General features: G+C 74.3%; 23 protein-coding genes. 10 read left to right on the top strand and 13 right to left on the bottom strand.

The genetic code is table 11. The features are described 5' to 3' along the window. Nucleotides 1–82 precede the first annotated feature (82 nt). Nucleotides 83–601, top strand: coding sequence for a hypothetical protein (locus tag FJK98_RS30735; RefSeq protein ID WP_145922136.1), 519 nt, complete (start codon nucleotides 83–85; stop codon nucleotides 599–601). A gap of 30 nt (nucleotides 602–631) precedes the next feature. After that, nucleotides 632–2,188, top strand: coding sequence for a serine/threonine-protein kinase (locus FJK98_RS30730; protein WP_145922135.1), 1,557 nt, complete (start codon nucleotides 632–634; stop codon nucleotides 2,186–2,188). On the opposite strand, the gene FJK98_RS30725 is transcribed toward FJK98_RS30730, so the two are convergent. Further along, nucleotides 2,175–2,501: a hypothetical protein gene (locus FJK98_RS30725; RefSeq protein WP_145922134.1), complete on the bottom strand. Its 327-nt coding sequence runs from the start codon at nucleotides 2,499–2,501 to the stop codon at nucleotides 2,175–2,177. The genes FJK98_RS30730 and FJK98_RS30725 overlap by 14 nt on opposite strands. Nucleotides 2,502–2,697: 196 nt before the next feature. Between FJK98_RS30725 and FJK98_RS30720 the strand changes: the two genes are divergently transcribed. After that, nucleotides 2,698–3,639 carry a transporter substrate-binding domain-containing protein gene (locus tag FJK98_RS30720; protein ID WP_145922133.1) on the top strand — a complete coding sequence of 314 codons (942 nt, stop codon included), beginning with the start codon at nucleotides 2,698–2,700 and terminating at the stop codon, nucleotides 3,637–3,639. Then, nucleotides 3,636–4,676 (top strand): hypothetical protein, encoded by a 1,041-nt coding sequence (locus FJK98_RS30715; protein WP_145922132.1) that lies wholly within the window; start codon nucleotides 3,636–3,638, stop codon nucleotides 4,674–4,676. The genes FJK98_RS30720 and FJK98_RS30715 overlap by 4 nt, the downstream gene beginning before the upstream one ends. A gap of 8 nt (nucleotides 4,677–4,684) precedes the next feature. Here the strand turns inward: FJK98_RS30715 and FJK98_RS30710 are convergent, their stop codons facing one another. The 9 genes from FJK98_RS30710 to FJK98_RS30670 all read right to left on the bottom strand — a co-directional run bounded on the left by FJK98_RS30710 (nucleotide 4,685) and on the right by FJK98_RS30670 (nucleotide 15,709). Further along, nucleotides 4,685–5,848, bottom strand: coding sequence for an acyl-CoA dehydrogenase family protein (locus tag FJK98_RS30710; protein ID WP_145922131.1), 1,164 nt, complete (start codon nucleotides 5,846–5,848; stop codon nucleotides 4,685–4,687). Then, entirely contained in the window at nucleotides 5,845–7,896 is a 2,052-nt protein-coding gene (locus FJK98_RS30705; protein ID WP_145922130.1) for a biotin carboxylase N-terminal domain-containing protein, read from the bottom strand. Before FJK98_RS30705 ends, FJK98_RS30710 begins: the two co-directional genes overlap by 4 nt. A gap of 23 nt (nucleotides 7,897–7,919) precedes the next feature. Next, nucleotides 7,920–9,521, bottom strand: coding sequence for an acyl-CoA carboxylase subunit beta (locus FJK98_RS30700; protein ID WP_145922129.1), 1,602 nt, complete (start codon nucleotides 9,519–9,521; stop codon nucleotides 7,920–7,922). A gap of 91 nt (nucleotides 9,522–9,612) precedes the next feature. Continuing rightward, nucleotides 9,613–10,809, bottom strand: coding sequence for an acyl-CoA dehydrogenase family protein (locus FJK98_RS30695; RefSeq protein ID WP_145922128.1), 1,197 nt, complete (start codon nucleotides 10,807–10,809; stop codon nucleotides 9,613–9,615). Next, nucleotides 10,806–12,461, bottom strand: coding sequence for an acyclic terpene utilization AtuA family protein (locus tag FJK98_RS30690; RefSeq protein WP_240763090.1), 1,656 nt, complete (start codon nucleotides 12,459–12,461; stop codon nucleotides 10,806–10,808). The genes FJK98_RS30695 and FJK98_RS30690 overlap by 4 nt, the downstream gene beginning before the upstream one ends. A 65-nt stretch (nucleotides 12,462–12,526) precedes the next feature. Then, a complete protein-coding gene (locus FJK98_RS30685) occupies nucleotides 12,527–13,330 on the bottom strand; it encodes a TIGR03084 family metal-binding protein (RefSeq protein ID WP_145922126.1) in 804 nt (267 codons plus the stop codon). Nucleotides 13,331–13,364: 34 nt separating this feature from the next. Then, a complete protein-coding gene (locus FJK98_RS30680) occupies nucleotides 13,365–14,003 on the bottom strand; it encodes a TetR/AcrR family transcriptional regulator (protein WP_145922125.1) in 639 nt (212 codons plus the stop codon). Nucleotides 14,004–14,105: 102 nt separating this feature from the next. Next, nucleotides 14,106–14,849: a metallophosphoesterase gene (locus tag FJK98_RS30675; RefSeq protein ID WP_145922124.1), complete on the bottom strand. Its 744-nt coding sequence runs from the start codon at nucleotides 14,847–14,849 to the stop codon at nucleotides 14,106–14,108. Nucleotides 14,850–15,031: 182 nt separating this feature from the next. Beyond that, nucleotides 15,032–15,709, bottom strand: coding sequence for a Crp/Fnr family transcriptional regulator (locus FJK98_RS30670; RefSeq protein WP_067306583.1), 678 nt, complete (start codon nucleotides 15,707–15,709; stop codon nucleotides 15,032–15,034). Nucleotides 15,710–15,929: 220 nt separating this feature from the next. Here FJK98_RS30670 and FJK98_RS30665 point away from each other — a divergent pair, with 220 nt between their 5' ends. The 6 genes from FJK98_RS30665 to FJK98_RS30640 are packed head-to-tail and all read left to right on the top strand — an operon-like array spanning nucleotide 15,930 to nucleotide 21,231. Beyond that, nucleotides 15,930–16,595: an adenosylcobinamide amidohydrolase gene (locus tag FJK98_RS30665; protein WP_145922123.1), complete on the top strand. Its 666-nt coding sequence runs from the start codon at nucleotides 15,930–15,932 to the stop codon at nucleotides 16,593–16,595. 57 nt (nucleotides 16,596–16,652) lie between these two features. Next, complete coding sequence (locus FJK98_RS30660) at nucleotides 16,653–17,810, top strand: CapA family protein (RefSeq protein ID WP_145922122.1); 1,158 nt, start codon at nucleotides 16,653–16,655, stop codon at nucleotides 17,808–17,810. 21 nt (nucleotides 17,811–17,831) lie between these two features. Continuing rightward, nucleotides 17,832–18,650 (top strand): endonuclease III, encoded by an 819-nt coding sequence (nth, locus tag FJK98_RS30655; protein WP_145922121.1) that lies wholly within the window; start codon nucleotides 17,832–17,834, stop codon nucleotides 18,648–18,650. Further along, nucleotides 18,647–19,267 (top strand): TlpA disulfide reductase family protein, encoded by a 621-nt coding sequence (locus tag FJK98_RS30650; protein WP_145922120.1) that lies wholly within the window; start codon nucleotides 18,647–18,649, stop codon nucleotides 19,265–19,267. Before nth ends, FJK98_RS30650 begins: the two co-directional genes overlap by 4 nt. Before the next feature lie 28 nt (nucleotides 19,268–19,295). Next, a complete protein-coding gene (locus FJK98_RS30645) occupies nucleotides 19,296–19,994 on the top strand; it encodes a CoA pyrophosphatase (RefSeq protein WP_145922119.1) in 699 nt (232 codons plus the stop codon). 58 nt (nucleotides 19,995–20,052) lie between these two features. Further along, a complete protein-coding gene (locus FJK98_RS30640) occupies nucleotides 20,053–21,231 on the top strand; it encodes a MarP family serine protease (RefSeq protein WP_088643850.1) in 1,179 nt (392 codons plus the stop codon). A gap of 39 nt (nucleotides 21,232–21,270) precedes the next feature. On the opposite strand, the gene FJK98_RS30635 is transcribed toward FJK98_RS30640, so the two are convergent. Genes FJK98_RS30635 through mycP form a run of 3 tightly spaced genes read right to left on the bottom strand, consistent with a single transcriptional unit; the run spans nucleotide 21,271 to nucleotide 24,211 of the window. Further along, complete coding sequence (locus tag FJK98_RS30635) at nucleotides 21,271–21,996, bottom strand: phosphatase PAP2 family protein (protein WP_145922118.1); 726 nt, start codon at nucleotides 21,994–21,996, stop codon at nucleotides 21,271–21,273. A 29-nt stretch (nucleotides 21,997–22,025) separates the two neighbouring features. Then, on the bottom strand, nucleotides 22,026–22,814 hold the full coding sequence (locus tag FJK98_RS30630; protein WP_145922117.1) for a phosphatase PAP2 family protein: 789 nt from the start codon (nucleotides 22,812–22,814) through the stop codon (nucleotides 22,026–22,028). A 41-nt stretch (nucleotides 22,815–22,855) separates the two neighbouring features. Beyond that, entirely contained in the window at nucleotides 22,856–24,211 is a 1,356-nt protein-coding gene (gene mycP / locus FJK98_RS30625) for a type VII secretion-associated serine protease mycosin (protein WP_168222575.1), read from the bottom strand. Nucleotides 24,212–24,238: the final 27 nt, after the last annotated feature.

Raw genomic sequence — 24,238 nt, 5'->3', positions numbered from 1 at the left:
GCGCCTGTCGGCCGGGACGGTTAGCGTGTCACTTCACGCGACCGCCCCTCGGTGCCGGTCGCGCCGTCGGGTGGGGGGCAAGATGAGGTTGCCGCGTTCGGGCGCTGGTTGGACGATCGCGGTCTTCGGGGTGCTGGCGGTGCTGCTCGGCGCGCTCGGGCTGGTGTGGCCGGAGGCGCAGCTGCGGATGCTCGGCTTCGAGGTGCCGGCGACCCGGGCGCCCGGCGACTACACCGGCACGTTCCTCACCGCGTCCTCGATGGCCTCGTTCAACATGGGCGTCTACTACCTGTTGGCGGTGGCGACCGAGTGGCGGGCGTTCTACCGGTTCACGGTGGTCTTCCGGCTGGTCACCTTCACCGTCTTCACGCTGACCGTGCTGGCCGACGTGGCACCGGACCGGTTCATCGGGGTGGCGCTGTGGGAGGGTGCCGGCGCGGTGGCGACGGCGCTCGGCCTGCGCTGGGACGCCCGTCGATCCACAGGTGCGGGCGGTAGCGCTCCCATCTCGACAGCGGCCCAGGTCAGCGGCGTCTCCGGGGGTGCGACGAGCGGGTCGGCCGCTGCCGGTCCGGCCGCCGCCGCCGGTACGGACCGCTGAGCGTCCCGGCGGAACGGGTATTTTCGAGCCGTGACCGAGACCCCGCCCGGCGCCCTCCGGCTGCCCAATGTGCCCGGTCTGACCGACTTGCAGGTCTTTGCCCGGGGCGGCTACGCCACCGTCTACCGGGCCACCCAGATCTCCGTCGGTCGGGAGGTCGCCGTCAAGGTGGAGAACCGCACCCTGGACAACGAACGCGACCAGGCCCGGTTCCTACGGGAGGCGCGGGCGGCCGGGCGGATGTCCTCGCACCCGCACGTGGTGGACCTCTTCGACGTCGGGGTGACCGTCGACCAGCACCCCTACCTGATCATGGAGTTGTGCGACGGGTCGTACGCCGAACGGATGCGGACCTCGCCGCTCGACGCGTCCGAGACCCGCGACCTCGGCATCAAGATCGCCGACGCGCTGGCCCACTCGCACGCGGCCGGGGTGCTGCACCGCGACGTCAAGCCCGCCAACATCCTGCACTCGCACTTCAACTCGGCGGTGCTTGCCGACTTCGGGCTGGCCGTGCTGGCCGAGGCGCGGGACGCCTCGGTCACCCTGGAGGTGCTCACCCCGGCCTACGCCCCGCCGGAGATGTTCAACCACAGCCCGCCGTCACCGGCCGTCGACGTGTACGCCCTCTGCGCCACCCTCTACGCGGTGATGACCGGACGCCCCCCGCGCTGGCAGTCCGAGCGCAACCCGAGCCTGGTCACCGTCCTGGAACTGTTCCACCAGCCGATCCCCGACCTGCCCGGGGTGCCGACCGAACTGGTCGACGTGCTGCGCGCCGGGATGTCCAACGACCCCGACGCCCGCCCCTCCGCCCTCGAACTGCGCGACCTGCTCACCGCGCTGCCCGTCGACCCGGCCCCCGCCCCGGTCAGCGGCGCCCCGGTCTCCGGCGGGCCCTCCGGTGGCACCGGCGGCGGTGGGCCGTACACCCTCGGGTGGACCACCGGCCAACCCGGACGGACCACCGGGCGGCCCGCCCCCCGCCCCCCGGCCCAGGACGACCACCCGACCGTGCCGCACGGCGCACGTCGGCGGCGGCGCTGGTTCTTCGGCGGGGCCGGGGTGCTCGCCCTGGCCGCCTCGGCGAGCGCCGGAGCGTGGGTCGCCGGTGGCGCGCCGCCGCTGGCCGGCCCGACCGCCGCCCCGTCGACCGTCGGCTCGTCCAGCCCGGCCGCCCGCTGGGGCGCCCTGCCCGGCTGCGCCGCCGACGGCACCGCCGTGGTCCTGCCGCCCGGTGCCCGGTGCGCCCCCGTGCTGGAGTGCTTCGGCCCCGTCCGGCTGCGCGCCGACCGGGCCGAAGCCGCCCAGGTCTCCTGCGAGGGACGGCACACCTGGGAGACGTACGTGGAGGGACAGTTGCCGGCCGAACTGGCCGCCGCCGGGCACGCCACGATCAGCGCCGACCCGACCGTCCGGTCGGTGTGCAACGCGCGGACGTTCCGGCTGACCAGCGGGATCGACTACACCAACGGCTGGCGGCTCGAAGTGCTGCCGCCCGGCGAGAAGGATTTCGACCGCACCTACCGCTGCCTCGCCGGGCGGGGCGTGAACGCCCTGGTCGCCCCCACCCTCACTGGTCGCTGACCTCGCGCATCCGGTGCCTCCGGCTCAACACCGCCGCGCTGTCCAGCGCGTCCAGCGTGTCGGCGTCGAGGAACGAGCCGGCCTCCGGCAGGCCCGGGGCGGTCGCCCCGACCGGGGGCTCCCGGTCGTCGCGTTCGCGCAGGGCGGCCAGCGCGGTGCCGGTCACCGTCGCGAAGAGGACACCGAGCAGCGCCAACCCCACCGTCATGATGCCGGCGGGATGCCGGAAGACCAGCACCACCACCACCGCGCCGGTCGCCAGCGCCGCGGCCACCGCCACGGTCCGCGCGTCCGGCCTCAGGAATCGCCTCACCCGACAAGCATGACCTGTTCGGGCGTGCTGTCAAACCGTACGGCCGATGCGGTTGACCGTTCTGCCTAGAGTGACGGGCGTCGAGGTGTCGTCCCGGCCCGTCCCCGCCGGGGCTGTCGGCCGGGCGGCGCGACGGAGATGGACCGTAGCCGCTACCCTCGGTGTCCCCCAGGCTGTCCGTCAGCGAGGTGCGCCGATGAATCACATCTCCGCCCGCCACCGGGTCCGATCGGTCGCCACCACCCTGGCGGTGGCCCTGACCCTCACCCTGGCCGCCGCGGCAGGCTGCGACAACCGGCGCGAACCCTCGCTGCCCTCGGTCCGCGACAAGCTGCGCGAGTCGCACATCGACGGCCAACCGAAGATCAAGATCGGGGTGGCCACCACCGAGCCGCTCATGGGCGAGCTGCGCAACGGCGCACACGTCGGCTTCGACGTGGAGATCGCCCGCTACGTCGCCTCCTACCTCGGCTACGAGGGCGACCAGCGGATCGAGTGGGTGTCGGTGACCACCGAGGACCGTATCCCCGCCCTCCAGGGTGGCGTGGTCGACCTGGTGGTCTCCAGCTTCTCGATCACCGAGGAGCGGGAGAAGCTGGTCAGCTTCGCCGGCCCGTACTTCGTCACCACCCAGGAGGTGATGGTGCCGACCCGGCTCAAGGACAAGATCCGCACCATCGAGGACCTCCGCGAACCGGCGTACAAGGTGTGCACCAGCGGCGGCTCCACCACCGAGGCCGAGCTGGCCAAGCACGACGTCAAGGCGCTGGTGGTCAAGGAGGTCGGGGACTGCGTCCGGGGCATCCGGGAGGGCCGCTACGACGCGGTCAGCTCCGACGAGACGATCCTCGCCGGGTTCCTCTCCCTCTACCCGACCGAGTTCGAGATCGTCGACATGCCCTTCGGTACCAGCGAACTGCTCGGCATCGGGGTGCCGATCGGTGACCCCGCCCTGCGCGACCTGGTCGCCTTCGCTCTCCAGAAGAGCTACCTTCAGGGCCGCAGCGGGATCAGCAGCCCGTGGCTCACCGCCTACAACCGGACCCTCGGGCCGTGGCTCAAGGCCGAGAAGGCACAGCCACAACCGCTGAACGTGCCGGAACTGGTCGACTTCGACGACAAGGCGCCGACCCGGTGACCGCCCCGGCCGTACCGCAGGATCTGGGCGCCACCACCGTCCCGGTGCGCGACGGCTGGGACCCGGCGGTGGAGCGGCGGGCGCGGGCCAGCCAGTCGTTCTGGACGGCCGTGGTGGGGGTGCCCGCCGTCTTCTCCGTGCTGCGTCTCGGCGTCGAGGCGGGCGGTGAACTCCAGACCACGCTGCTGCTGGTGGCGAACGTCGGGCCGGTGAACCTGCTCGCCGGCTTCCTCACCACCGCCGCCCGGCTGCTCTCCACCGGCCTGGTCGCGGTCTTCGCGCTCGGCGCGGTGCTGCGGGTCAGCGTCGAACGGATGCCGCCCACCGTCCGCCGCCCGCTCTTCGTCCGCTGGGCGGACCTCACCCCGGCCTGGTTCGTGCTGGCCAGCTTCCTCACCGCCCTGGTCACCTGGCAACTGCTCTACCTGCCGCTGCTGCTGCCGGCGTTCGTGGCCGCCTTCCAGCTCACCCCGGCCCGCCTGCACGAGCACGTCGTGCCCCGGACGCTGCTCGTGGTGGCGCTGCTCGGCGGGTACGGCTGGCTGCTCGCCCCCACCCTGGTCGACGCCTGGCAGCAACGGGAACTGCTCGCCCTGGCGCTGCTCGTCGCCCCGCCGCTGCTCGCCCTCGCGGTCACCGGTCCGCTGCCCGGGGCGGTGATCCGGCCGCTCGCCTCGGTCACCGAGGCGGCGGTGCTGGCCATGCTGGTCTGGGCGGCGCTGCCGGTGATCACCACTCCGGTGCTGCCGCTCACCGTGACCACCGTGGAGACCACCCCCGGCGTCACCGAGGACGTCCGGGGGCACGTGGTCACCGTGGACGACGTCAACATGGTCCTGCTCCAGGAACGCGGCGGCGTCCGGTACGTGCCGGTGGACGACGTCCGCGCCCAGGTGCTCTGCCCCAGCGAGGAGGAACTGCCCCGGCACCGGCTGCGCATCCGGGACTACCACGTGGAGGACTCGCTGCTGGAGGGGCTGGGCCGGCGGGTGCGCCCGGTGCACCGTACCGACGCGGCCTGCCGCACCCTGCGCTGACCGACGGATCAGTAGGACTTCTCCTGGCCCAGCACGTGCTGGGCGACGAAGTTGAGGATCATCTCCCGGCTGACCGGGGCGATCCGGCCGGCCCGGACCGCGCCGAGCAGCGTCGCCACCCCGTACTCGGTGGTCATGCCGGCCCCGCCGAGGGCCTGCACGGCGGTGTCCACGGCCAGCGCGGCGGCCTCCCCGGCCGCGTACTTGGCCATGTTGCCGGAGACGCCGGCCTCCAGGTCGCGGCCCGCGTCGTACAGGGTGGCCGCCTTGTGGATCATCAGTCGGGCGAGTTCCACCTGCACCGCCGCGTGCGCCAACGGGTGCGCCACACCCTGGTGCGCGCCGATGCTGCGACCACCCCAGACCCTACGGGTGGCGGTGTAGTCGGTGGCCCGCTCGATGGCGTACCGGCCGGTGCCGACGCCCATCGCGGCGACCGTGATCCGCTCCGGGTTCAGCCCGGCGAACAACGCCGGCAGGCCGGCGTCCAACGACCCGCCGACCAGCGCGTCGGCGGGCAGCCGGACGTCGTCCAGGTAGAGCAGGAACTGGTTCTCCGGGGAGACGATCTCCATGTCCAGCCTGGACCGGGTCAACCCGGCCGCGTCGGTCGGCACCACGAACAGCGCGGGCTTCAGCTTCCCGGTCGTCGCGTCCTCGGTACGGGCCACCACCAGCACGTACTGCGCCTCGTCCACGCCGGAGATGTAGCACTTGCGGCCGGAGAGCAACCAGTCGTCGCCGTCACGGCGGGCCACCGTGCCGAGCCGGTGGAAGTTCGACCCGGCCTCCGGCTCGGTGATCGCGAAGACCACCTTCAGCGAACCGTCGGCGAACCCGGGCAGGAAGCGCTTGCGCTGCTCCTCGGTGCCGTGCCGGTTGATCACCGTGGCGGCGATGGCCGGCGACACCACCAGCAGCAGCAACGGGCAGCCGGCAGCGGCCAGCTCCTCGCAGACGATGGCCAGCTCGGTGAGGCCGCCACCGCCGCCGCCGTACTCGGTGGGGACGTTCACGCCCAGGTAGCCGAGCCGGCCGGCCTCGTCCCACAGCTCGGTCGTGTGCCCGCCGGATTTCGCCTTCTCGACGAAGTAGGAGTGGCCGTACCGGCGGCCCAGCGCGCGGACGGCGTCACGGAGCTGGTCCTGCTCCGGGGTGAGGTCGAAGTTCATCGGGGTGCCTCCTCGGGGTTGACCACGGCCAGCACCGCACCCGTCTCGACCTGCCCACCGGCGGACACCGGCAGGTCGGCGACCACGCCGTCGGTCGGGGCGAGCACGGGATGTTCCAGTTTCATCGCCTCCAGGGTCAGCAGCAGATCCCCGGCGGCGACCCGCTGACCGGCCTCGACGTGCACCCGGGACACCGTGCCGGGCAGCGGCGCGAGCAGCGACCCGGCCGCCGTCGCCGCGCGGGGCAGCGGGAAGCGGGGCAGCTCGGTCAGCTCCGCCGCCCCGTCCGGGCCGTCCACGAAGACCACCGACCCCGCCCGGTGTACGCGGAACACCTGCCGCACCCCCGCCACGTCGAGCAGCACCCGGTCCGGTGCCGCCGTCACCAACGCCACGGCCGGCGGTACGTCCGCAGCGGGCGGGTCGGGCGTGGCCCGGCCGTCGGCGGGTGGACCGCCCGTCGCCGCTGCCCCGGTCGCCGGGGCGGGTGGATCGGTGGACCAGTCGGCGAGTGCGCCGGACCGGTCCAGCCGGTAGCGCACCTCGATCTCCTCGCCGCCGGGACCGGCGTACCGGACGACCTGGGGGAGGGCCGGCACGTTGCGCCAACCCGACGGGAGGCCGGCGAGCACCGGGGCGGCGGCCCGGCGCGCGGCGGCCCCGGCGAGCGCGGCGGCCAGCGCCACCTGCGGGAGCCGGGCGGCCGGCAGCAGCGGCGCGAAGACCTCGGGGTGCACGTCCAGGAAGCCGGTGTCCACCCGCGCCGCGCCGAACTCCGCGCTACGCAGCACCCGGACCAGCAGGTCCCGGTTGGTGGCCACCCCGTGCAACTCGGCGCGGGCCAGCGCTCCGGCGAGCAGCCGGGCCGCCTCGGCCCGGGTCGGTGCCCAGGCGACCAGCTTGGCCAGCATCGAGTCGTAGTGCACGCCCACCGTCGACCCGGTGCCCACCCCCGAGTCGAGCCGCAGGCCCCGGGTCGGGGTGAACCCGCCGACCACCCCGGGCACCGCGAACCGGTGCAGCGTGCCGGTCGCCGGCCGGAACCCCTGCGTCGGGTCCTCCGCGCACAGCCGTACCTCGATGGCGTGGCCGTCTACCGGCGGGGTCGCCGGCACCGGCAGCGCACCACCCTCGGCGACCAGCAGTTGCAGCCGGACCAGGTCCAGCCCGGTGACCGCCTCGGTGACCGGGTGCTCCACCTGGAGCCGGGTGTTCATCTCCAGGAAGAAGAACTCGCCCGTCGGGGCGAGCAGGAACTCCACCGTCCCCGCCCCCACGTAGTCGACCGCCCGTCCAGCGGCGACCGCCGCCGCGTGCAGCCGCTCCCGCACCCCGTCGGGCAGCACCGCCGGGGCCTCCTCGACGATCTTCTGGTGCCGCCGCTGGATCGAGCAGTCCCGCTCACCGAGGGCCACGACCGTACCGTGGGTGTCGCCGAAGATCTGCACCTCGACGTGCCGGCCACGCTCGACGTACCGCTCGACGAAGACCGTGCCGTCGCCGAACGCGGCGGCGGCCTCGCGGCGCGCCGAGTCGACGGCCGCCGGCAGGTCCGCCGGGTCGCGGACGATGCGCATCCCCCGGCCGCCGCCCCCGGCGGACGCCTTGACCAGCACCGGGAAGTCGGTGACCTCGTCGCGGTCGGTCCAGGTCGGCAGCATCGGCACGCCCGCCCCGGCGAGCAACTCCTTCGCCGCGATCTTGTCGCCCATCGCCGCGATCGCCCCGGCCGGCGGGCCGACCCAGGTCAGACCCGCGTCGGTCACCGCCGCCGCGAACCCGGCGTGCTCGGCGAGGAAGCCGTAACCCGGGTGGACGGCGTCCGCGCCGGTCCGCCGCGCCGCGTCCAGGATCAGCTCCATCCGCAGGTACGTCTCGACGGGCGAGTTCCCCGGCAGCCGGACCGCCTCGTCGGCCTCGGCCACGTACGGCGCGTCGGCGTCCGCGTCGGAGTGCACGGCGACCGTCGCCACACCGAGCGCCCGACAGGTGGCGAAGACCCGCCGGGCGATCTCCCCCCGGTTGGCCACCAGCAGTTTCCGAATCACGAGCCCCTGCCTTTCGTCGGTGGCTACATCCGGAAGACGCCGAAGCCGTCGGCGCCCTTCACCGGTGCGTTGTGGATCGCCGACAGGCAGAGCCCGAGGACGGTACGGGTGTCCCGGGGATCGATCACCCCGTCGTCGTAGAGCCGGCCGGACAGGAACAGCGCCCCCGACTGCGACTCGATCTGCTGCTCGACCATCATCCGCATCGCCGCGTCGGAGTCCTCGTCGTAGTCCCGGCCCCGGGCGGCGGCGGCCTGCCGGGCCACGATCGACAGCACCCCGGCCAACTGCGCCGGCCCCATCACCGCCGACTTCGCGTTCGGCCAGGTGAACAGGAACCTCGGCTCGTACGCCCGGCCACACATGCCGTAGTTGCCGGCACCGTACGAGGCACCCAGGTTGACCGTCAGGTGCGGCACCGTCGAGTTCGCCACCGCGTTGATCATCAGCGCGCCGTGCTTGATGATGCCGCGCTGTTCGTACTCGGTGCCGACCATGTAGCCGGTGGTGTTCTGAAGGAAGACCAGCGGGGTGTCGGCGGCGTTGGCGAGCTGGATGAACTGGGCCGCCTTCTGCGCCTCCGCGCTGAACAGCACCCCCCGCGCGTTCGCCAGCACCCCCACCGGGTAGCCGTGCAGCTCGCCCCAGCCGGTGACCAGCGCGGTGCCGTACGCCGGCTTGAACTCGTCGAACTCGCTGCCGTCGAGCACCCGGGCCAGCACCTCACGCGGGTCGAACGGCACCTTCAGGTCGGCGCTGACGATGCCCAGCAGCTCCTCCGGGTCGTACCTCGGTGGGCGGGGGGCCGGGTCGCGCGGCGGTGGCCCCTGCTTGCGCCAGTTGAACCGGCGTACGCACCGTCGGGCCAGCCGGATGCCGTCCCGCTCGTCCTCGGCGAGCTGGTCGGCGAGGCCGGACGTGCCGGCGTGCATCGCCGCGCCACCGAGCGACTCGTCGTCGGTGACCTCGCCGGTGGCCATCCGCACCAGCGGCGGCCCGGCCAGGTACACCTGCGACCGGTCCCGGATCATGATCACGTGGTCGGACATCCCCGGCACGTACGCGCCCCCGGCGGTGGCGTTACCGAAGACCACGCTGACCGTGGGGATACCGGCGGCGGAGAGCCGGGTCAGGTCGCGGAACACCCGACCGCCCGGAATGAAGATCTCCGCCTGGGTGGGCAGGTCCGCCCCTGCGCTCTCCACCAGGTTCACCATCGGCAGCCGGTTCGCCAGGGCGATCTCACCGGCCCGCCGGGTCTTCGCCAGCGACCACGGGTTCACCGCGCCGCCGCGTACCGTCGGATCGTTGGCGACGACCAGGCACTCCACGCCCTCGACCACGCCGATGCCGGTGACCACGCTCGCCCCGACCGGGAAGTCGGTGCCGAACCCGGCGACCGGCGACAACTCCAGGAACGGGCTGTCCCGGTCGAGCAGCAGCTCGATCCGCTCCCGGGGCAGCAGCTTGCCGCGCCCGTGGTGCCGGGCCACGTACTTCTCGCCACCGCCGGCCCGCGCCCGGTCGAGCGCGGCGTCCAACTCGGCGAGCCGCTCCCGCAGCGCCTCCCGGTTGGCCACGAAGGCCGGCGCGGCCGGGTCGATCGCACTCTCCAGTGTGGTCACTGTGCCCCTTCCGGTGGCTCGCCGACCCGGCACCCAGGGCCCGCTGTCGGTCGCGGCGGCAGGACTCGCCGGCCCGGCCCGCTGCTCGCGCTCACAGGCCCAGGCCCTTGGCGATGATCTCGTTCATGATCTCGGTGGTGCCGCCGCCGATGCCGAGGATGCGGGCGTCCCGGTAGTGCCGCTCCACCTCGGCGTCGCGCAGGTAGCCGAAGCCGCCGTGCAGTTGCAGCGCCGCGTCGACCACCTGGTCGCAGGCGGCCACCGCGACGTTCTTCGCCATCGCCACCTCGGTCACCACCGGCTCGCCCGCCGCCACCCGGGCGGCCACCTGGTGCACGTACGCGCGGGCCGCCTCGGCGCGGGTGTGCATCTCGGCCAGCCGGTGCCGGACCAGTTGCCGGCTGGCCAACGGACGGCCGAACGTGGACCGGTCCCGGCACCAGCGGGTCGCCAGCTCCACGCAGCGCTGCGCGGTCGCGTACGCCTGGGTGGCCAGGGAGAGCCGCTCGGTGGCGAAGTTCTGCATGACCGCCAGGAAGCCGGTGTCCTCCTCACCGATCCGGTTGGCCACCGGCACCCGCACGTCGACGAAGGACAGCTCGGCCGTGTCCGAGCAGTGCCAGCCGAGCTTGTCCAGCTTCCTGCCGACGGTGAACCCGGGGGTGCCCTTGTCGATCACCAGCAGGTGCAGCGACCCGCTGCCGGGGAAGTCGCCGCAGACCGCCGTGGTGACGAAGTCGGCGCGTACCCCGCTGGTGACGTACGTCTTCGACCCGTTGACCAGGTAGTGGTCGCCGTCGCGGCGGGCGGTGGTGCGGATCGAGGCGACGTCGGAGCCGCCGTCCGGTTCGGTGATCGCTAGCGCGCCGATCAGCTCGCCCGCCAGCGTCGGCCGGACGTACCGGGTGACCAGCGGGTCGTCGGCGGCCGAGGGTCGGGCGGCGAGCCGGCCACCGAGCGTGCCGCCGGTTCGCCCACCGGCCGCCGCGACGATGTGCGGCAGCGCGATGCCGTGTGTGAACAGCGCCGCGACCAGCCCGGACGAGCCGCCGGAGCGGATGATCTCTTCGGTGACCACGATCGAGTCGAGCAGGTCGCCGCCGCTGCCCCCGACCGACTCGGGGAAGCCGATGCCGAGCAGGCCGAGCTTCGCGGCGGTGACGTGCAGCGTGCGGGGGACCTCGCCGGCCCGTTCCCAGTCGGCCAGGTGCGGCAGCACCTCGCGGGTCACGAAGGCCCGGGTCAACTCCCGCAGCTGCCGCCGCTCCGGCGTGTCCACGATCGTCACCGGTCCCCCTCCCCGGCCGGTCCGCCCGGCCCGGCTGCGGGTGGTCCGGGGGCGAGGGCGGCGGGCAGGTCGACGATGCGGGAGCGGAGCAGCTCGCCGAGCGCCTTGGCCTGCGGGTCGAACCGGGTGGAGGCGGCCACCCCGGCCCCGAGCAGGCCCCGGATCACGAAGTTGACCGCCCGCAGGTTCGGCAGCTCGTACCGCTCGACGGTCAACGGGGCGGTCTCGGGCAGCAGTTCGGCCAGCCGCTCGACGGTCAACCACTCCCGCAGCCACTCCCAGGACGGGTCGGTGCGGGCCCAGACACCGAGGTTGGCGTCGCCACCCTTGTCGCCCGACCGCGCCCCGACCAGCTCACCCAGCGGCCCCCGCCGGGTCGGCCCGGCGGCCGGAGCCGGGCCCGCCGGCCCGGCCCCGGGCGGCGTCCCGGCCGGGGTCACGGTCCGGGGCGGGGGGACCGGCAGCCGGGTGCCGTCCGGCAGGACGGCCACGTGCGGCACGTCGGCCTGCGGCACCGCGTCGGCGGTGAAGACCCCGTACGGGGTGGCGTCGCCGGGCAGGGTGGTCAGCGTGCACCCGGGATAGGAGGCGAGGGCCAGTTCCACCGCCGCCGCCGAGAACGCCCGCCCGGCCCGCGCCCGGTCACCGTCGCGCAGGTGTACGTGCAGCAGCGCGCTCGCCGTCTCGGTGTCGACCGCGTCGACGTGGTCGGTACGGGCCAGCGTGAACTCCAGCCCGTCCGCGCCGACCGCCGCCTCGATCTGCCCCCGGACCAGGGCGGCCTTGGCCGGTACGTCCAACCCGCAGAGCACGAACGTCATCGCGTTGCGGAAACCGCCCAGGTTGTTGACGCCCACCTTGAGGGTGGCCGGCGGCGGGGTGCCCCGGACCCCGTCCACCCGGACCCGGTCCGGCCCGTCGGGGTGCAGCCGTACCGTGTCCAGCCGGGTCACCACGTCCGGGCCGAGGTAGTCGGGGCCGCCCACCTCGTACAACAGTTGGGCGGTGACCGTCTCGACGGTGACCGCGCCGCCGGTGCCGGGGTGCTTGGTGAGCACCGACGAGCCGTCCGGGTGGATCTCGGCGATCGGGAAGCCGGGCCGGTGCCCGCCGTCGGGCAGCTCGGTGAAGAAGCTGAAGTTGCCCCCGGTGACCTGCGCCCCGCACTCGATCAGGTGCCCGGCGACGGTCGCCCCGGCCAGCGCGTCCAGGTCGTCCCGCCCCCAGCCGAACCGGGCGATGGCCGGCCCGACCGCCAGCGAGGCGTCGGTGACCCGGCCGGTGACCACCACGTCCGCCCCGGCGTCGAGGCAGGCGGCGATGCCGAACGCGCCGAGGTAGGCGTTGGCGGTGAGCGCGTCGGGTCGGGCCAGGGCGTCACCCTCGACGTGGGCGACCCGGACGGCGAGGCCGAGCCGGTCGGCGAGCGCGCCGATCGCGGCGGCCAGCCCGGCCGGGTTCAACCCGCCCGCGTTGGTGACGATCCGTACCCCCCGGTCGAGGGCGGTGCCGAGACACCCTTCGAGCTGGCGGAGGAAGGTCTTCGCATAGCCGAGGCCGGGATCGCGTAGCCGGTCCCGGCCGAGGATCAGCATGGTCAGCTCGGCCAGGTAGTCGCCGGTCAGCACGTCCAGCTCACCACCGTCGAGCATCTCCCGCCAGGCGGTGAACCGGTCGCCGTAGAAGCCGGAGGCGTTGCCGACCCGCAGCACCCCGGTCACCGGACGGCCGTCCCGGCTGCGCTCGCGCGGGGTGCGCGGCCGGCCCCCGGCGGGCCGGCGAAGGACTGGGCCACGTCGAGCCAGGCGTCGGCGGTCGGGCCGGTGGCGACCAGCGCGAGGTCGGCGCGGTGCCGGCGCTGGGTCACCAGCAGGCAGAAGTCGAGCGCCGGGCCGACGACCCGGTCCGTCGCGTCGGCCGGCCCGAAGGCCCAGCGCGACCCGTCGGGTGCGCCGAGTTCGACCCGCACCGGCGTCGTTGGCACCGGGCGGCCGTGGACGGCGAAGCCGTGCCCGAGGGTACGGAACCCGAGGTGCGCGACGTGCCGCAGCCGCACCGTCGGGGTACGGGTGACGTCGAGCGCCTCGGCGACGTCCTCGCCGTGGGCCCAGGTCTCCATGATCCGGGCGGTGGCCATCGAGGCGGCCGACATCCGGGTGCCGTACCAGGGCAGCTTCTCCCCGGCGGGGACGGCGGCGAGGGCGGTGGCGAGCGCGGCCCGGCCGCTGCGCCAGCGGTCGAGCAGCACGTCGGGCGGGGCCAGGAACGCCGTCGCGCCGTCGTCGACCAGCCGCCCCGGATCGGGGGCCGAGGTGACCGAGGCGTGGAACGCCGTCGGGTCGGTGGCGGCCAGCCGGGCCACGTGGTCGGTCCAGGCGAGGTGGGCGATCTGGTGGGCGACGGTCCAGCCGGGGGCGGGGGTCGGTCGCGTCCACGCCCCGGCGGGCAGTGCGGCGACGAGCGCGTCGAGCTGGTCGGACTCGTCGGTCAGGTCGACGAGCAGTGCGGTCGGGTCGACCATGGTGCCTCCGGTCGGGTGGGCCGGTGAGTACGGGTCAGGTCGGGTCGTCGTGGCCGGGTGCTGCCGCTGTGGGGGCGAGCAGGGTGGCGAGCTGGCGTTTCCAGGTGCGCAGCAGGGCGGTACGCCGGACCGAGTCGTCGTTGAGCAGGTTGGCCACGCCGAGCCCGCGCAGCAGGTCGAGGGTGGCCTGCACGGCCTCGCGGACGCCGGGGCGGCGCTCGTCCACGTCGAGCAGCGCCACGGTGAGCCGGTGCATCTCCCGGCCTACCCGCGCCTCCAGCGGCACCAGCGCGTCGCGCAGTTCCGGGTCGGTGCGGGCGGCCACCCACAGCTCCAGCGCGGCGACGAAGAGCGGCCCGGTGAAGGCGACGCCGAGCAGGTCGACCACCCGGTCGAGGCGTTGCGACCCGACCGGCAGCGCCTCGGCCTCGACGCGTAGCTCCTCGGCGCGTCGCTCGGCGAGGTGGGCGACGGCGGCGGTGACCAGGGCCGCCTTGGTGGGGTAGTGGTGTAGTTGGGCGCCCCGGGAGACGCCGGCGTGGGCGGCGACCACGGTCGTGGTGGTGCCCGACCAGCCGTACCGCACGAGGCAGTCGACAGTCGCCTCCAGCAGCCGGGCCTGGGTGGCGCGGCTGCGTTCCTGCTGGGGGACGCGGGTCGCCGGGGTGGACACGGGAACAGCGTGCCGCCGTCGAAACAAACAGTCAAGCCTGACTTTTTCGGCTCCGGGTGACCCGTCGGGGCCCACCGCGCCGCCCCCGGTCCCGGTGGCCGGTCAGCGGCCGTCGCGCGGGGCGAAGGCGGTGAGCGCGTCGAGGTCGCTGTGCCGGGAGCGCAGGTACTCGTCCGCCCAGGCGGCGGCGTCCGGATAGCCCGACCCGGCGGCGACCCGGGCGCAGGCCGCGTCGACGTCAAACGCCGTACGGCGGAGCTGCACCCCCGGGCCGAGCAGCGCCCAGTACGCCCCCGGCCCGCCGTACGGCATGCCCACGCTGCCCGGATTGACCACCAGACGGCGGTCGACCAGCCGGGTGAACGGCATGTGGGTGTGCCCGCAGACCACGGTGCGCACCTGCGCGGGCAGCCCGGCGAACACCTCGGCCCAGCGGGCCGGCCGGGAGTCGACCAGCACCACCTCCTCGTCGTCGCGGGGCGTGGCGTGGCAGAAGAGCACCGGGCCGAGGCCGGCGACCGGGAGGGTGAGCGTCAGCGGCAGCGCGCCCAGCAGGTCCACCTGGTCGGCCCGGAGCTGGCCGGCCGCCCAGTTCGAGACGTCGTGCTCCGACGGCCGGCCGGCGCGGGCCTGCACCAGCTCCCGGTCGGCGTTGCCGCGCACCCAGCGGACCCGGTCACCCAGCCCGGCCAGCAGGTCCAGCACCTCGACCGGCTGCGGGCCGGCCGCCACGTCACCGGTGACCACGATCAGGTCGGCGGCGGCCACCTCCGGCTCGGCCAGCACCGCCTCCAGCGCGGGTAGCGCGCCGTGGACGTCGGAGAGCACTGCGACCCGTTCCAGCACCGGTCCAGGGTCGCGTCCGGCGGAGCGGGTTGTCGAGAGATTCTGCGGCGGGCAGAGCGCGCCGTCGCTGACCCGATCGACCGGGCCCGCCGTAGGGGCAGGCGGAACAGTCACCGGGCCGGAATGCCGACGAGCCAGGGCCGCCGGTCGGGGCGGCCCCGGCTCGGGGTGCGTACGTCCGGTCAGACCCGGGCGCGGCGGGCGAGGCGCTCCGGGTCGAGGATGATGATGCTCTTGCCGTCCAGCCGCAGCCAGCCCCGCGAGGCGAAGTCGGCGAGCGCCTTGTTGACCGTCTCCCGGGAGGCGCCGACGAGCTGGGCGATCTCCTCCTGGGTCAGGTCGTGGGTCACCCGCAGCACGCCGCCGTCACGGGTGCCGAACCGGCCGGCCATCTGGAGCAGGTTCTTGGCGACCCGGCCCGGCACGTCGGTGAAGATCAGATCGGCCAGCGAGTCGTTCGTCCGGCGCAGCCTGCGGGCGAGCACCCGCAGCAGCTGCTCGGCGATCTCGGGCCGGTTGTTCAGCCAGGGCCGCAGCGCCTGCTTGCGCAGCCGGACCAAGCGGGTGTCGGTGACCGCGGTGGCGGTGGCCGTACGCGGGCCGGGGTCGAAGAGCGACAGCTCACCGACCATGTCCGACGGGCCCATCACCGCGATCAGGTTCTGCCGGCCGTCGGCTGCCCGACGCCCGACCTTGATCTTGCCTGACAGGAGGATGTAGAGACTGTCGCCGGGCTCGCCCTCGTTGAAGACGATCTCGCCCTTGCGGACGTCGATCGTCTCCATCTCCTTGGCGAGCGCCTCGGCAGCCTCCGGGTCGACACCCTGGAAGATCCCGCTGCGGGCCAGTACCTCGTCCATCGCGCACCTCCGGTTGCGCGTTGCCGTCCCTCGGCCGGGTCCGCCGTCCGCTGATCCCTCGCGCGCCGCCAAGTCTAGGCGCACGTGAGGACGAATCAGAGCTGCACCCCTGGAATCTTGATCGTTGGGCGTAACCTCACCGACCCGATCGGGCACTATGATCGTCCGCCCGAACCACCTGGTCACCGGGGTTCGCCGCCGCCGGTCGTAGGGTGTCCGGGTGCTGAGCGACCCGGTGCTGACCCACCGCCCCGAGGACGGGTGGGACATTCCGGTGCTCGTGTGGCGGGCCCGCGCCCCGCTGCGGTCGGTCAGCTCCGGCCCGCTCGGTGGCGGCGTCGGCCCGCGCAACTGGGTGGTCAACGCGACCGTGCCGATGTCGTACCACCGGGACGACCCGGCGGCCCACCTGGCCGCGCTCGCCGACCGGTTCGACCTCGACGGGCCCGGGGTCGGCCTGCTCACCGGCGTGGACGTCGCCGAGGTGGTGACCCGGACCGACACCGGGGTCCGGGCCTGGGCCACCGTCGGCCTCGGCACCCCCCTGTGGGCCGCCGCCCCGGACCCCGCCCACGCCCCGGCGCAGCGGGTGGGAACGGTCAACATCGTGGTGTACGTGCCGGCGGCGCTCGGCGACGCGGCGCTGGTGAACGCCGTCGCCACCGCCACCGAGGCCAAGTGCCAGGCGATCGGGGAACTGGGCCTGCCCGGCACCGGCACCCCCACCGACGCGGTCACCGTGCTCTGCCCGGCGGGCGACCCGGCGGAGCCGTACGGCGGACCCCGGTCGACCTGGGGCGCGCCGCTCGCCCGCGCCGTCCACGCGGCCGTCCGGGACGGCGGCGCGGTGCCCTGCGTCCCGTGGTCGCAGCGGCGGACGGGCTGAACTTCCGTCCGATCGGCCCGTCGTCGGTCGATTGGCCACCCGGTAGCGTCGCGGGCGATGTACTCTGCCGCCTTCCTCCAGCCCCGTCCCCGCCGCCGCACCGCGCTCGCCTGCGGCGCGCTGCTCGCCGTGCTCCTCGCCGGCTGCGGCCAGTCGTCCGACAGCCCGGACCCGGTCTGGCGGCCGGGCGGCGGCGGTGGCGCCACCGGCTCCCCGGTGCCGACCACCGGGGCGGCCGGCAAGACCGAGGCGATCACCCTGTCGGCGACCGGGGACATCGTCATGGGGATGGCCCCGTCCCGGCTGCCCGCAAACGGCGGCAAGGGCTTCTTCGACGAGGTCAAGGGCGCGCTCAAGGCCGACCTGGTGATGGGCAACCTGGAGGAGCCGCTCACCACCGACACCGGCACCGGCAAGTGCGGCGCGAACTCCAGCAACTGCTACCAGTTCCGGGTCCCGCCGGAGTACGCGGGCCACCTCAAGGACGCCGGTTTCCAGTTGCTCAACCAGGCCAACAACCACGGCTACGACTTCGGCCCGCAGGGCTACGAGAACACCCAGCAGGCGCTGGAGAAGCACGGCCTCAAGCACACCGGCGCACCCGACCAGATCACCGTGGTCGAGGTCGAGGGGGTGAAGGTCGCGGTGGCCGGCTTCTCGTCGTACCCGTGGTCCAACAGCCTGGTCGACATCGACGCCGCCAAGGGGGTCGTCGAGAAGGCCACGACGATGGCCGACCTGGTCGTGGTGCAGGTGCACATGGGTGGCGAGGGGTCGGACAAGACCCGGGTCCGCCCCGGCACCGAGATGTTCCTCGGCGAGAACCGGGGCGACCCGGTGAAGTTCTCCCACGCCATGATCGACGCCGGGGCCGACCTGATCGTCGGGCACGGCCCGCACGTGCTGCGCGGGATGGAGTTCTACCAGGGCCGGCTGATCGCCTACAGCCTGGGCAACTTCGCCGGGGGCGCCCGGTCGCTAAACCCGACCGGCCGGCTCGGCTGGGGCGGGGTGCTGAAGGTCTCGCTCAAGCCCGACGGCAGCTTCGCCGGTGGCTCGTTCACCTCCACCCGGATGAGTTCGGTGGGCAAGCCGGGGATGGACCCCGCCGGGCAGGGGCTCGGCCTGGTCAAGCAGCTCAGCACCAACGACTTCCCGCGTACCGCCGCCCGGTTCGACGGCAAGGGGAAGATCAGCCCGCCCGACGCCGGCTGACCGGGGGCGTGGTCCGGCGGCCTGTCGGGGCGGCGACGTAGGCTGGCCGGCGTGACCATCAGCTCTCCCGGCCGGGTCGAGACGGATCTCGGCCGCACCCGGCGCGCCCGGCGGATCGGCCGGGCGCTGACCGAGGCGCACCCCGACGCCCACTGCGAACTGGACCACACCACCGCGTTGGAGCTGGCCGTCGCCACGATCCTCTCCGCGCAGTGCACCGACAAGAAGGTCAACGAGGTCACCCCGAAGCTGTTCGCCCGCTACCCGACGGCCGCCGACTACGCCGGGGCCGACCGGGCCGAGCTGGAGGAGCTGATCCGGCCGACCGGGTTCTACCGCAACAAGACCGACTCGCTGATCAAGCTGGGGCAGGCCCTGACCGAGCGGTACGACGGCCGGGTCCCCGGCCGGCTGGCCGACCTGGTGACGCTGCCCGGGATCGGCCGCAAGACGGCCAACGTGATCCTCGGCAACGCCTTCGACGTCCCGGGGATCACCGTCGACACCCACTTCCAGCGGCTGGTGCAGCGGTGGGGGCTGACCATCCAGACCGATCCGGTCAAGATCGAACACGAGATCGGGGCGATGTTCCCGAAGCGGGAGTGGACCATGCTCTCCCACCGGATCATCTTCCACGGCCGGCGGGTCTGCCACGCCCGCAAGCCCGCCTGCGGGGCGTGCACCCTCACCCGGCTCTGCCCGTCGTACGGGCTCGGGCCGACCGAGCCGGCCGCCGCCGCCAAGCTGCTCAAGGGCCCCCGCGCCCGGGACCTCGCGGTCGCCGCCGGGGTCGACCCGGAGCTGGTGCCGGCGCAGGCCGTCGTCGCGGAGGCGCCGTGAAGCCCCGGCTCGCCGCGCTGCTCGTCCCGGTGCTGCTGGTGCTCGCCGGCTGCACCGCCACCGGCGGCGGGGAGGGCTCCGCCACCGGCCCCACCCGCGCCGCGCGCCCCTCGCCGTTCGCCGACTGCGCCACCCTCACCACCGCGCCCGGCCCGACCCCCACGCCGACCGGGTCCGCCGTCGCCGACACCGGCAGCCCGCTGCCCGAACTGGTGCTCTCCTGCTTCACCGGTGGGGCCCCGGTGGCGCTGCGCGACATCCACGGCCCGGCCGTGATCAACGTGTGGGCCTCCTGGTGCCCGCCCTGCCGCCAGGAACTGCCGGCCTTCCAACGGCTCAGCGTCCGCGCCGCCGGCCAGCTCCAGGTGATCGGGGTGAACAGCCGGGACAGCCGGGACGGCGCACAGGCCATCGGCGAGGACTTCGGCATCCGCTTCCCGGTCCTGTTCGACCAGGGCGAGGCCCTGCAACGGGAGCTGCGCCGCACGGCGGTGCCGCTGACCCTGCTGGTGGACGCGCAGGGGCGGATCGCGCACACCGACACCTCCGGCGCGCTGGACGACGCCCGCCTCGCCGACCTGGTCCGCCGGCACCTCGGCCTGGTGGTGCCCGCGTGAGACCGACCGCCGGTGCCGGGTCGACCCGATGAACCGCCGTCCGCCGTCCTGGTTCGATCCGCTGCTGGGCCGGCTCGGCACCGCCCGGGCCGAGGACTTCACCCGGCTGACCACCCCCGAGCAGGGCGGCCGGGAGAGCGCGGTGCTGGTGCTGCTCGGCGAGGAACCCGGCGTCGGCCCCGACGTGCTGATCCTCCAGCGGGCCGCCACCCTGCGCAACCACGCCGGCCAGCCGGCCTTCCCCGGCGGCGCGGCCGACCCGGGGGACGCCGACGCGCGGGCCACCGCGCTACGTGAGGCCAACGAGGAGGTCGACCTCGACCCGGCCAGCGTGACCGTCCTCGCCGAACTGCCGAGGCTCTGGATTCCGGTAAGCGAGTTCGTGGTTACCCCGGTGCTGGCCTGGTGGCACAGCCCGCACCCGGTGCACCCCCGGGAACCGGCCGAGGTGGCGCACGTGGCCCGGCTGCCCGTCGCCGAACTGGTCGACCCGGCCAACCGGATGCGGGTCCGCCACCCCAGCGGCTGGACCGGCCCGGCGTTCTCCGTCCGGGGGATGCTGGTCTGGGGCTTCACCGCCGGGGTGCTCGCCGCGCTGCTGGAGATGGCCGGGTGGGCCCGCCCCTGGCCCCGCTCGCGGGTGGTCGAGCTGCCGCCGACCGGTGCCACCCCGGCCCCCTCCGCCGGCACCGACAGGGCCGACGAGTTGGCCGGTCCGCTGACCTGACCATCACGTTCCGCAGCCGCAGCGCCGTACCGGTGTCCGGTGCACGTACCCTTGACCGGTGTCGGCCGTGGATCTCGTTCTGCTCCTGCTCATGCTCGTGTTCGCGATCAGCGGATACCGTCAGGGCTTCGTCATCGGGGCGCTGTCGTTCTCGGGGTTCTTCCTGGGCGCGCTCATCGGCCTCCAGCTCGGGCCGATGCTGGCCCGCCAGTTCATCGACAGCGGGACGCGGGTGCTGGTCTCCCTGGTCGCCGTCTTCGGGCTCGCCGTCCTCGGTCAGGCGCTGGCCGGCTGGCTCGGCTCCCACCTGCGGCGCACGATCACCAACGACGTCGCCAAGCGGGCCGACGACATCGGCGGCGCGTTCGTCTCGATCCTCGCGGTGATGCTGGTGGCCTGGCTGGTCGCCGTGCCGCTGGGTTCCTCGTCGCTGCCCTGGCTGGCCGCCTCGGTCAAGAACAGCGCGTTGCTGACCGTGGTGGACCGGGTCCTGCCCGACCAGGCCCAGGAGCTGTCCACGGCGCTGCGCGACACCGTCGACACCAACGGTTTCCCCGACGTCTTCAACGGGCTGGGGCGCACCTCGGCCCGGCAGGTCGCCCCGCCGGACCCGGCGCTGGCCGGCTCGCAGGTGGTGGCGAACAGCCAGCGGGCGGTGGTGAAGGTGCTCGGGTCCGCGCCGAGCTGCTCGCGCCGCATCGAGGGTTCCGGCTTCGTCTACGCCGACGACCGGGTGATGACCAACGCGCACGTCGTCGCCGGCACCCGCTCCGTCGCGGTCGAACTGCGCGGCGAACGGTACGACGGCGTGGTCGTCGTCTACGACCCGGACCGCGACCTCGCCGTGCTGCACGTGCCGGGGCTGCCCGGTCCGTCCCTGCGCTTCGCCGCCGGGCAGGCCGGCAGCGGCGCGGACGCGATCGTGCTGGGCTTCCCGCTCGACGGCCCGTACGACGCCCGCCCGGCCCGCATCCGCGACGTCGACCGGATCGAGGGCCCGGACATCTACAACGCCAGCAAGGTCAACCGGGAGATCTACACGATCCGGGCGCTGGTGCGCAGCGGGAACTCCGGCGGGCCGCTGGTCTCCTCCAACGGGCTGGTGCTCGGGGTGATCTTCGCGGCGGCGGCGGACGACCCGAACACCGGCTTCGCGGTGACCGCCGAGGAGGCCCGGCCGGTGGCGCTGGCCGGCGCGGAGCGTACCCGGGGAGTGGGCACCGGCGACTGCACCTGAGCCCCCGGACGCGGCCCGACCGGCCGGGGCCGGGGGTGGTCAGCCGCCGGCCGGCGCGGTGGCCGGGGCGTCACCGCCGGCCGGGGTGAGGCCGGGCAGCTTGGCCCGACCCCAGGTCAGTGACCTGTCGAGCACCGCCCGCGCCATGATCGCCACGCAGGTGCCGCCGTTGACGAAGGACGCCACCACGTCGCTCGGATGGTGCATGCCCCGGTACATCCGGGTCAGCGCCACCCCGACCGGGACCAGCACCAGCAGCGTCCACCAGGTGACCTTGCCGGCGGTGCTGCGGGCCCGCAGCGCCAGCAGCAGCGCGATGCCGACATAGAGGGCGACCGCCGCCGAGGTGTGGCCGGACGGGAAACTCGACGTCGGCGGGGAGACGTCCATGTGCTCCACCGCCGGCCGCCGACGGTCGATCGCCATCGTGGTGAGCAGGAAGACCAGCGCCTGGGCGGACACCGCCGCGCACAGGAACAGCGGCTCCCGCCAACGGTGCAGCACCAGCCGGAGCGCCAGCGCCACCAGCACGGTGACCACGACGATCAGTTGGGTGCTGGCCAGCGTGCTGAACACCAACGAGACGTCGTTCCACCCCCCGGTACGGTCGGCCGCCAGCTCGCGGTTGACCGCGTCCTCCACGGTGAACGGCCAGACGTCGTCGAGGACCCGGGTCACCAGCAGCCCGAGCAGGACCATGAACGAGAGCAGCAGGGCCACCGGAAGAAGCACCCGCCTGGCGACCTGTGCAGCGATGGCTGACATGGCCGCCCAGTACCCGGACCGGAGGCCCGCTACGCGTGCGGGTCGGTCAGCTCCGGCGCCACCCCGTCGACCGTGGCCCGGCCGCCCGGCAGCCCGACCTGCTCCCGCCAGGTACGGAACGCCGCCGCGGTGGCCGCCACCACCGCCACCCCCAGCAGGCAACCGCCGAGCACGTCGCTGGCCCAGTGCACGCCCAGCGCCACCCGGCTCAGGCAGGTCACCCCGACGAGCAGCACGGCCACCGTCCACAGCGCCACCCGGGCCGCCGGACGACCCCGGGTGAACGGCAGGAACACCAGCAGCAGCACCCCCGCCGCGAGGGTCGCGTTCAGCGCGTGCCCGGACGGGAAGGAGTACCCGGCGGCCCGCGCCACCGGATCGAGCAGCTCCGGGCGGTCCCGGCCGACGAGCAGCTTCAGCACCGCCCCCAACGTCCCGCCGACGACCATCGTGGTGACCACCCAGAGCGCCAGCCGGCGGGCCCCGCGACGCCACAGCCACACCACCACGACCAACGCGGCCACCCGCAGCGGCCCCGGCGAGGCCAGATGTGTCCACGCCTTCATCACCCGCACCCACACCGGATGGTCGGCGGCGAACCGGTGCAGGGCGTCGGTGACCGCCGCGTCCAGGTCGTGCAGCGGCGGCCAGGCCCCGACCACCAGCACCGCCAGCAGCGCGAACGGCACCAGCACCAGGAACGCCGCCGTCGACGCCAGCGTCAGCCGCAACCCGAGCGAGTGGTCCCGGTCCAGGCGGCGGTCCCGCCAGGACCGGCCCGACGGGGACACGGAGGTACGCGGACCGGAGGAACTCATGCGACCTGCTCTACCCACCCGAACCCGCAATCAGGCCCGGTTCAGCGGCCCCGTAGCCGGAACCGGCGGACCATCAACGCGACCCCGGTGACCAGGGCCGCCGCGACGGCGACACCCGTCCACAGCCGACGCGGGGCGTCCTCGTCGGCGCCGCCGGCCGGCTGCGCCGTCCACCGGGTCTGCTGGCGGGGCGCGGTGAACCCGAGCGGGTCGCTGCCGGTGCCACCGGCGCGGGCGTCCTCGGCGGAACCGGGGGCCGGCCCGAACCCGACCACCCCGGGGGAGTCGTTGTCGTCCAACGGGTTGTAGCCGATCAGCGGCACGTCGGCGGTGAGCGCGGCCACCGGGTCGACCAGGCCGTACCCGAAACGGTCGTCCCGGCCGACGGGGCCGATGTCCTTCGCGGTGCTCAGCAGCCGGTTCACCACGTCCCCGGCGGACATGTCCGGGTAGCGGGCGCGGACCAGGGCGGCCGTCGCCGTCACCAGCGGCGCGGCGAAGCTGGTGCCCTGCACGCCCCAGTAGTTGCTCGGCGGGCGGGCCCCGACCAGGCCGGTCGCCGGTGCGGTCAACGTGGTGGCGTGACCGGTGATCGAACCGGACCAGAGGTTCTCGCTGTCGCGTTCCAGACCGGCCACCGCGATCACCCCCGGCTCCCGCGCCGGATACCAGACCTTCGAGGTGGTGGACGTGGCGACGTTGCCGGTGCAGGCCACCACCACCACGTCCCGGGCGAACGCGTAGTCCAGCGCGGCGGCCAGGGCCGGGCTGTCGCCGCTGCCGCCCAGCGACAGGTTGATCACCCGGGCGCCGTTGTCGACCGCCCAGCGCACCCCCCGGGCGACGATCATCGCGTCGTCGTACCGGTTCTCGTTGTCGAGCACCCGCACGGGCAGGATACGGGCGTCCGGCGCGAGCCCGACCACGCCCCGCCGGTCGTCGCCCCGCCCGGCGATCAGGCTGGCCACCGTGGTGCCGTGCCCCACCGGGTCCGGCTCGTCACCGCCGCCGGGGGAGACCAGATCCATGCCGGGCAGCACCTGGCCGACCAGGTCGGGGTGGTTGCCGTCCACCCCGGAGTCGATCACCGCCACCGTGACGCCACGCCCGGTCGAGGTACGCCAGGCGGTGGCCGCGTTCAACTCGTCGAGCTGGAACTGGTCGTCGCGGACCCGGTCGGCACGCGCCTGCACCGGGGCGAAGTCGGGCTCGGCCAGCGGACTGCCGGCCCGCGTCCCGACCAGGGTGGACGAGGACGGGGCCACGGCGGACGCGGGCGGCGGGGCCGTGCCGAGCACGGTGACGGTGGTCGCCGCGACACCGAGCAGCGCCCGCCCGGCGAACCGGTGCAGCGCCGTCGGAGAGCCCTGCCGAACCCTGGTCACATCGTCAGCCATTCATCACGCGGGACACATGCTGCTCGG

The organism is Micromonospora sp. HM134, from assembly GCF_007833915.1.
In the GTDB taxonomy this organism is placed as follows: domain Bacteria; phylum Actinomycetota; class Actinomycetes; order Mycobacteriales; family Micromonosporaceae; genus Micromonospora; species Micromonospora wenchangensis.
This window is presented reverse-complemented; position numbering and strand designations above follow the sequence as displayed.

What these genes read in the sequence shown, in the direction of transcription:
- mycP (WP_168222575.1), bottom strand. Translation starts at nt 24,211, where the DNA reads ATGGCTGACGATGTGACCAGGGTTCGGCAGGGCTCTCCGACGGCGCTG.
- FJK98_RS30645 (WP_145922119.1), top strand. Translation starts at nt 19,296, where the DNA reads ATGAACCGCCGTCCGCCGTCCTGGTTCGATCCGCTGCTGGGCCGGCTC.
- FJK98_RS30735 (WP_145922136.1), top strand. Translation starts at nt 83, where the DNA reads ATGAGGTTGCCGCGTTCGGGCGCTGGTTGGACGATCGCGGTCTTCGGG.
- FJK98_RS30635 (WP_145922118.1), bottom strand. Translation starts at nt 21,996, where the DNA reads ATGTCAGCCATCGCTGCACAGGTCGCCAGGCGGGTGCTTCTTCCGGTG.
- FJK98_RS30685 (WP_145922126.1), bottom strand. Translation starts at nt 13,330, where the DNA reads ATGGTCGACCCGACCGCACTGCTCGTCGACCTGACCGACGAGTCCGAC.
- FJK98_RS30720 (WP_145922133.1), top strand. Translation starts at nt 2,698, where the DNA reads ATGAATCACATCTCCGCCCGCCACCGGGTCCGATCGGTCGCCACCACC.
- FJK98_RS30690 (WP_240763090.1), bottom strand. Translation starts at nt 12,461, where the DNA reads ATGCTCGACGGTGGTGAGCTGGACGTGCTGACCGGCGACTACCTGGCC.
- FJK98_RS30630 (WP_145922117.1), bottom strand. Translation starts at nt 22,814, where the DNA reads ATGAGTTCCTCCGGTCCGCGTACCTCCGTGTCCCCGTCGGGCCGGTCC.
- FJK98_RS30660 (WP_145922122.1), top strand. Translation starts at nt 16,653, where the DNA reads ATGTACTCTGCCGCCTTCCTCCAGCCCCGTCCCCGCCGCCGCACCGCG.
- FJK98_RS30710 (WP_145922131.1), bottom strand. Translation starts at nt 5,848, where the DNA reads ATGAACTTCGACCTCACCCCGGAGCAGGACCAGCTCCGTGACGCCGTC.
- FJK98_RS30670 (WP_067306583.1), bottom strand. Translation starts at nt 15,709, where the DNA reads ATGGACGAGGTACTGGCCCGCAGCGGGATCTTCCAGGGTGTCGACCCG.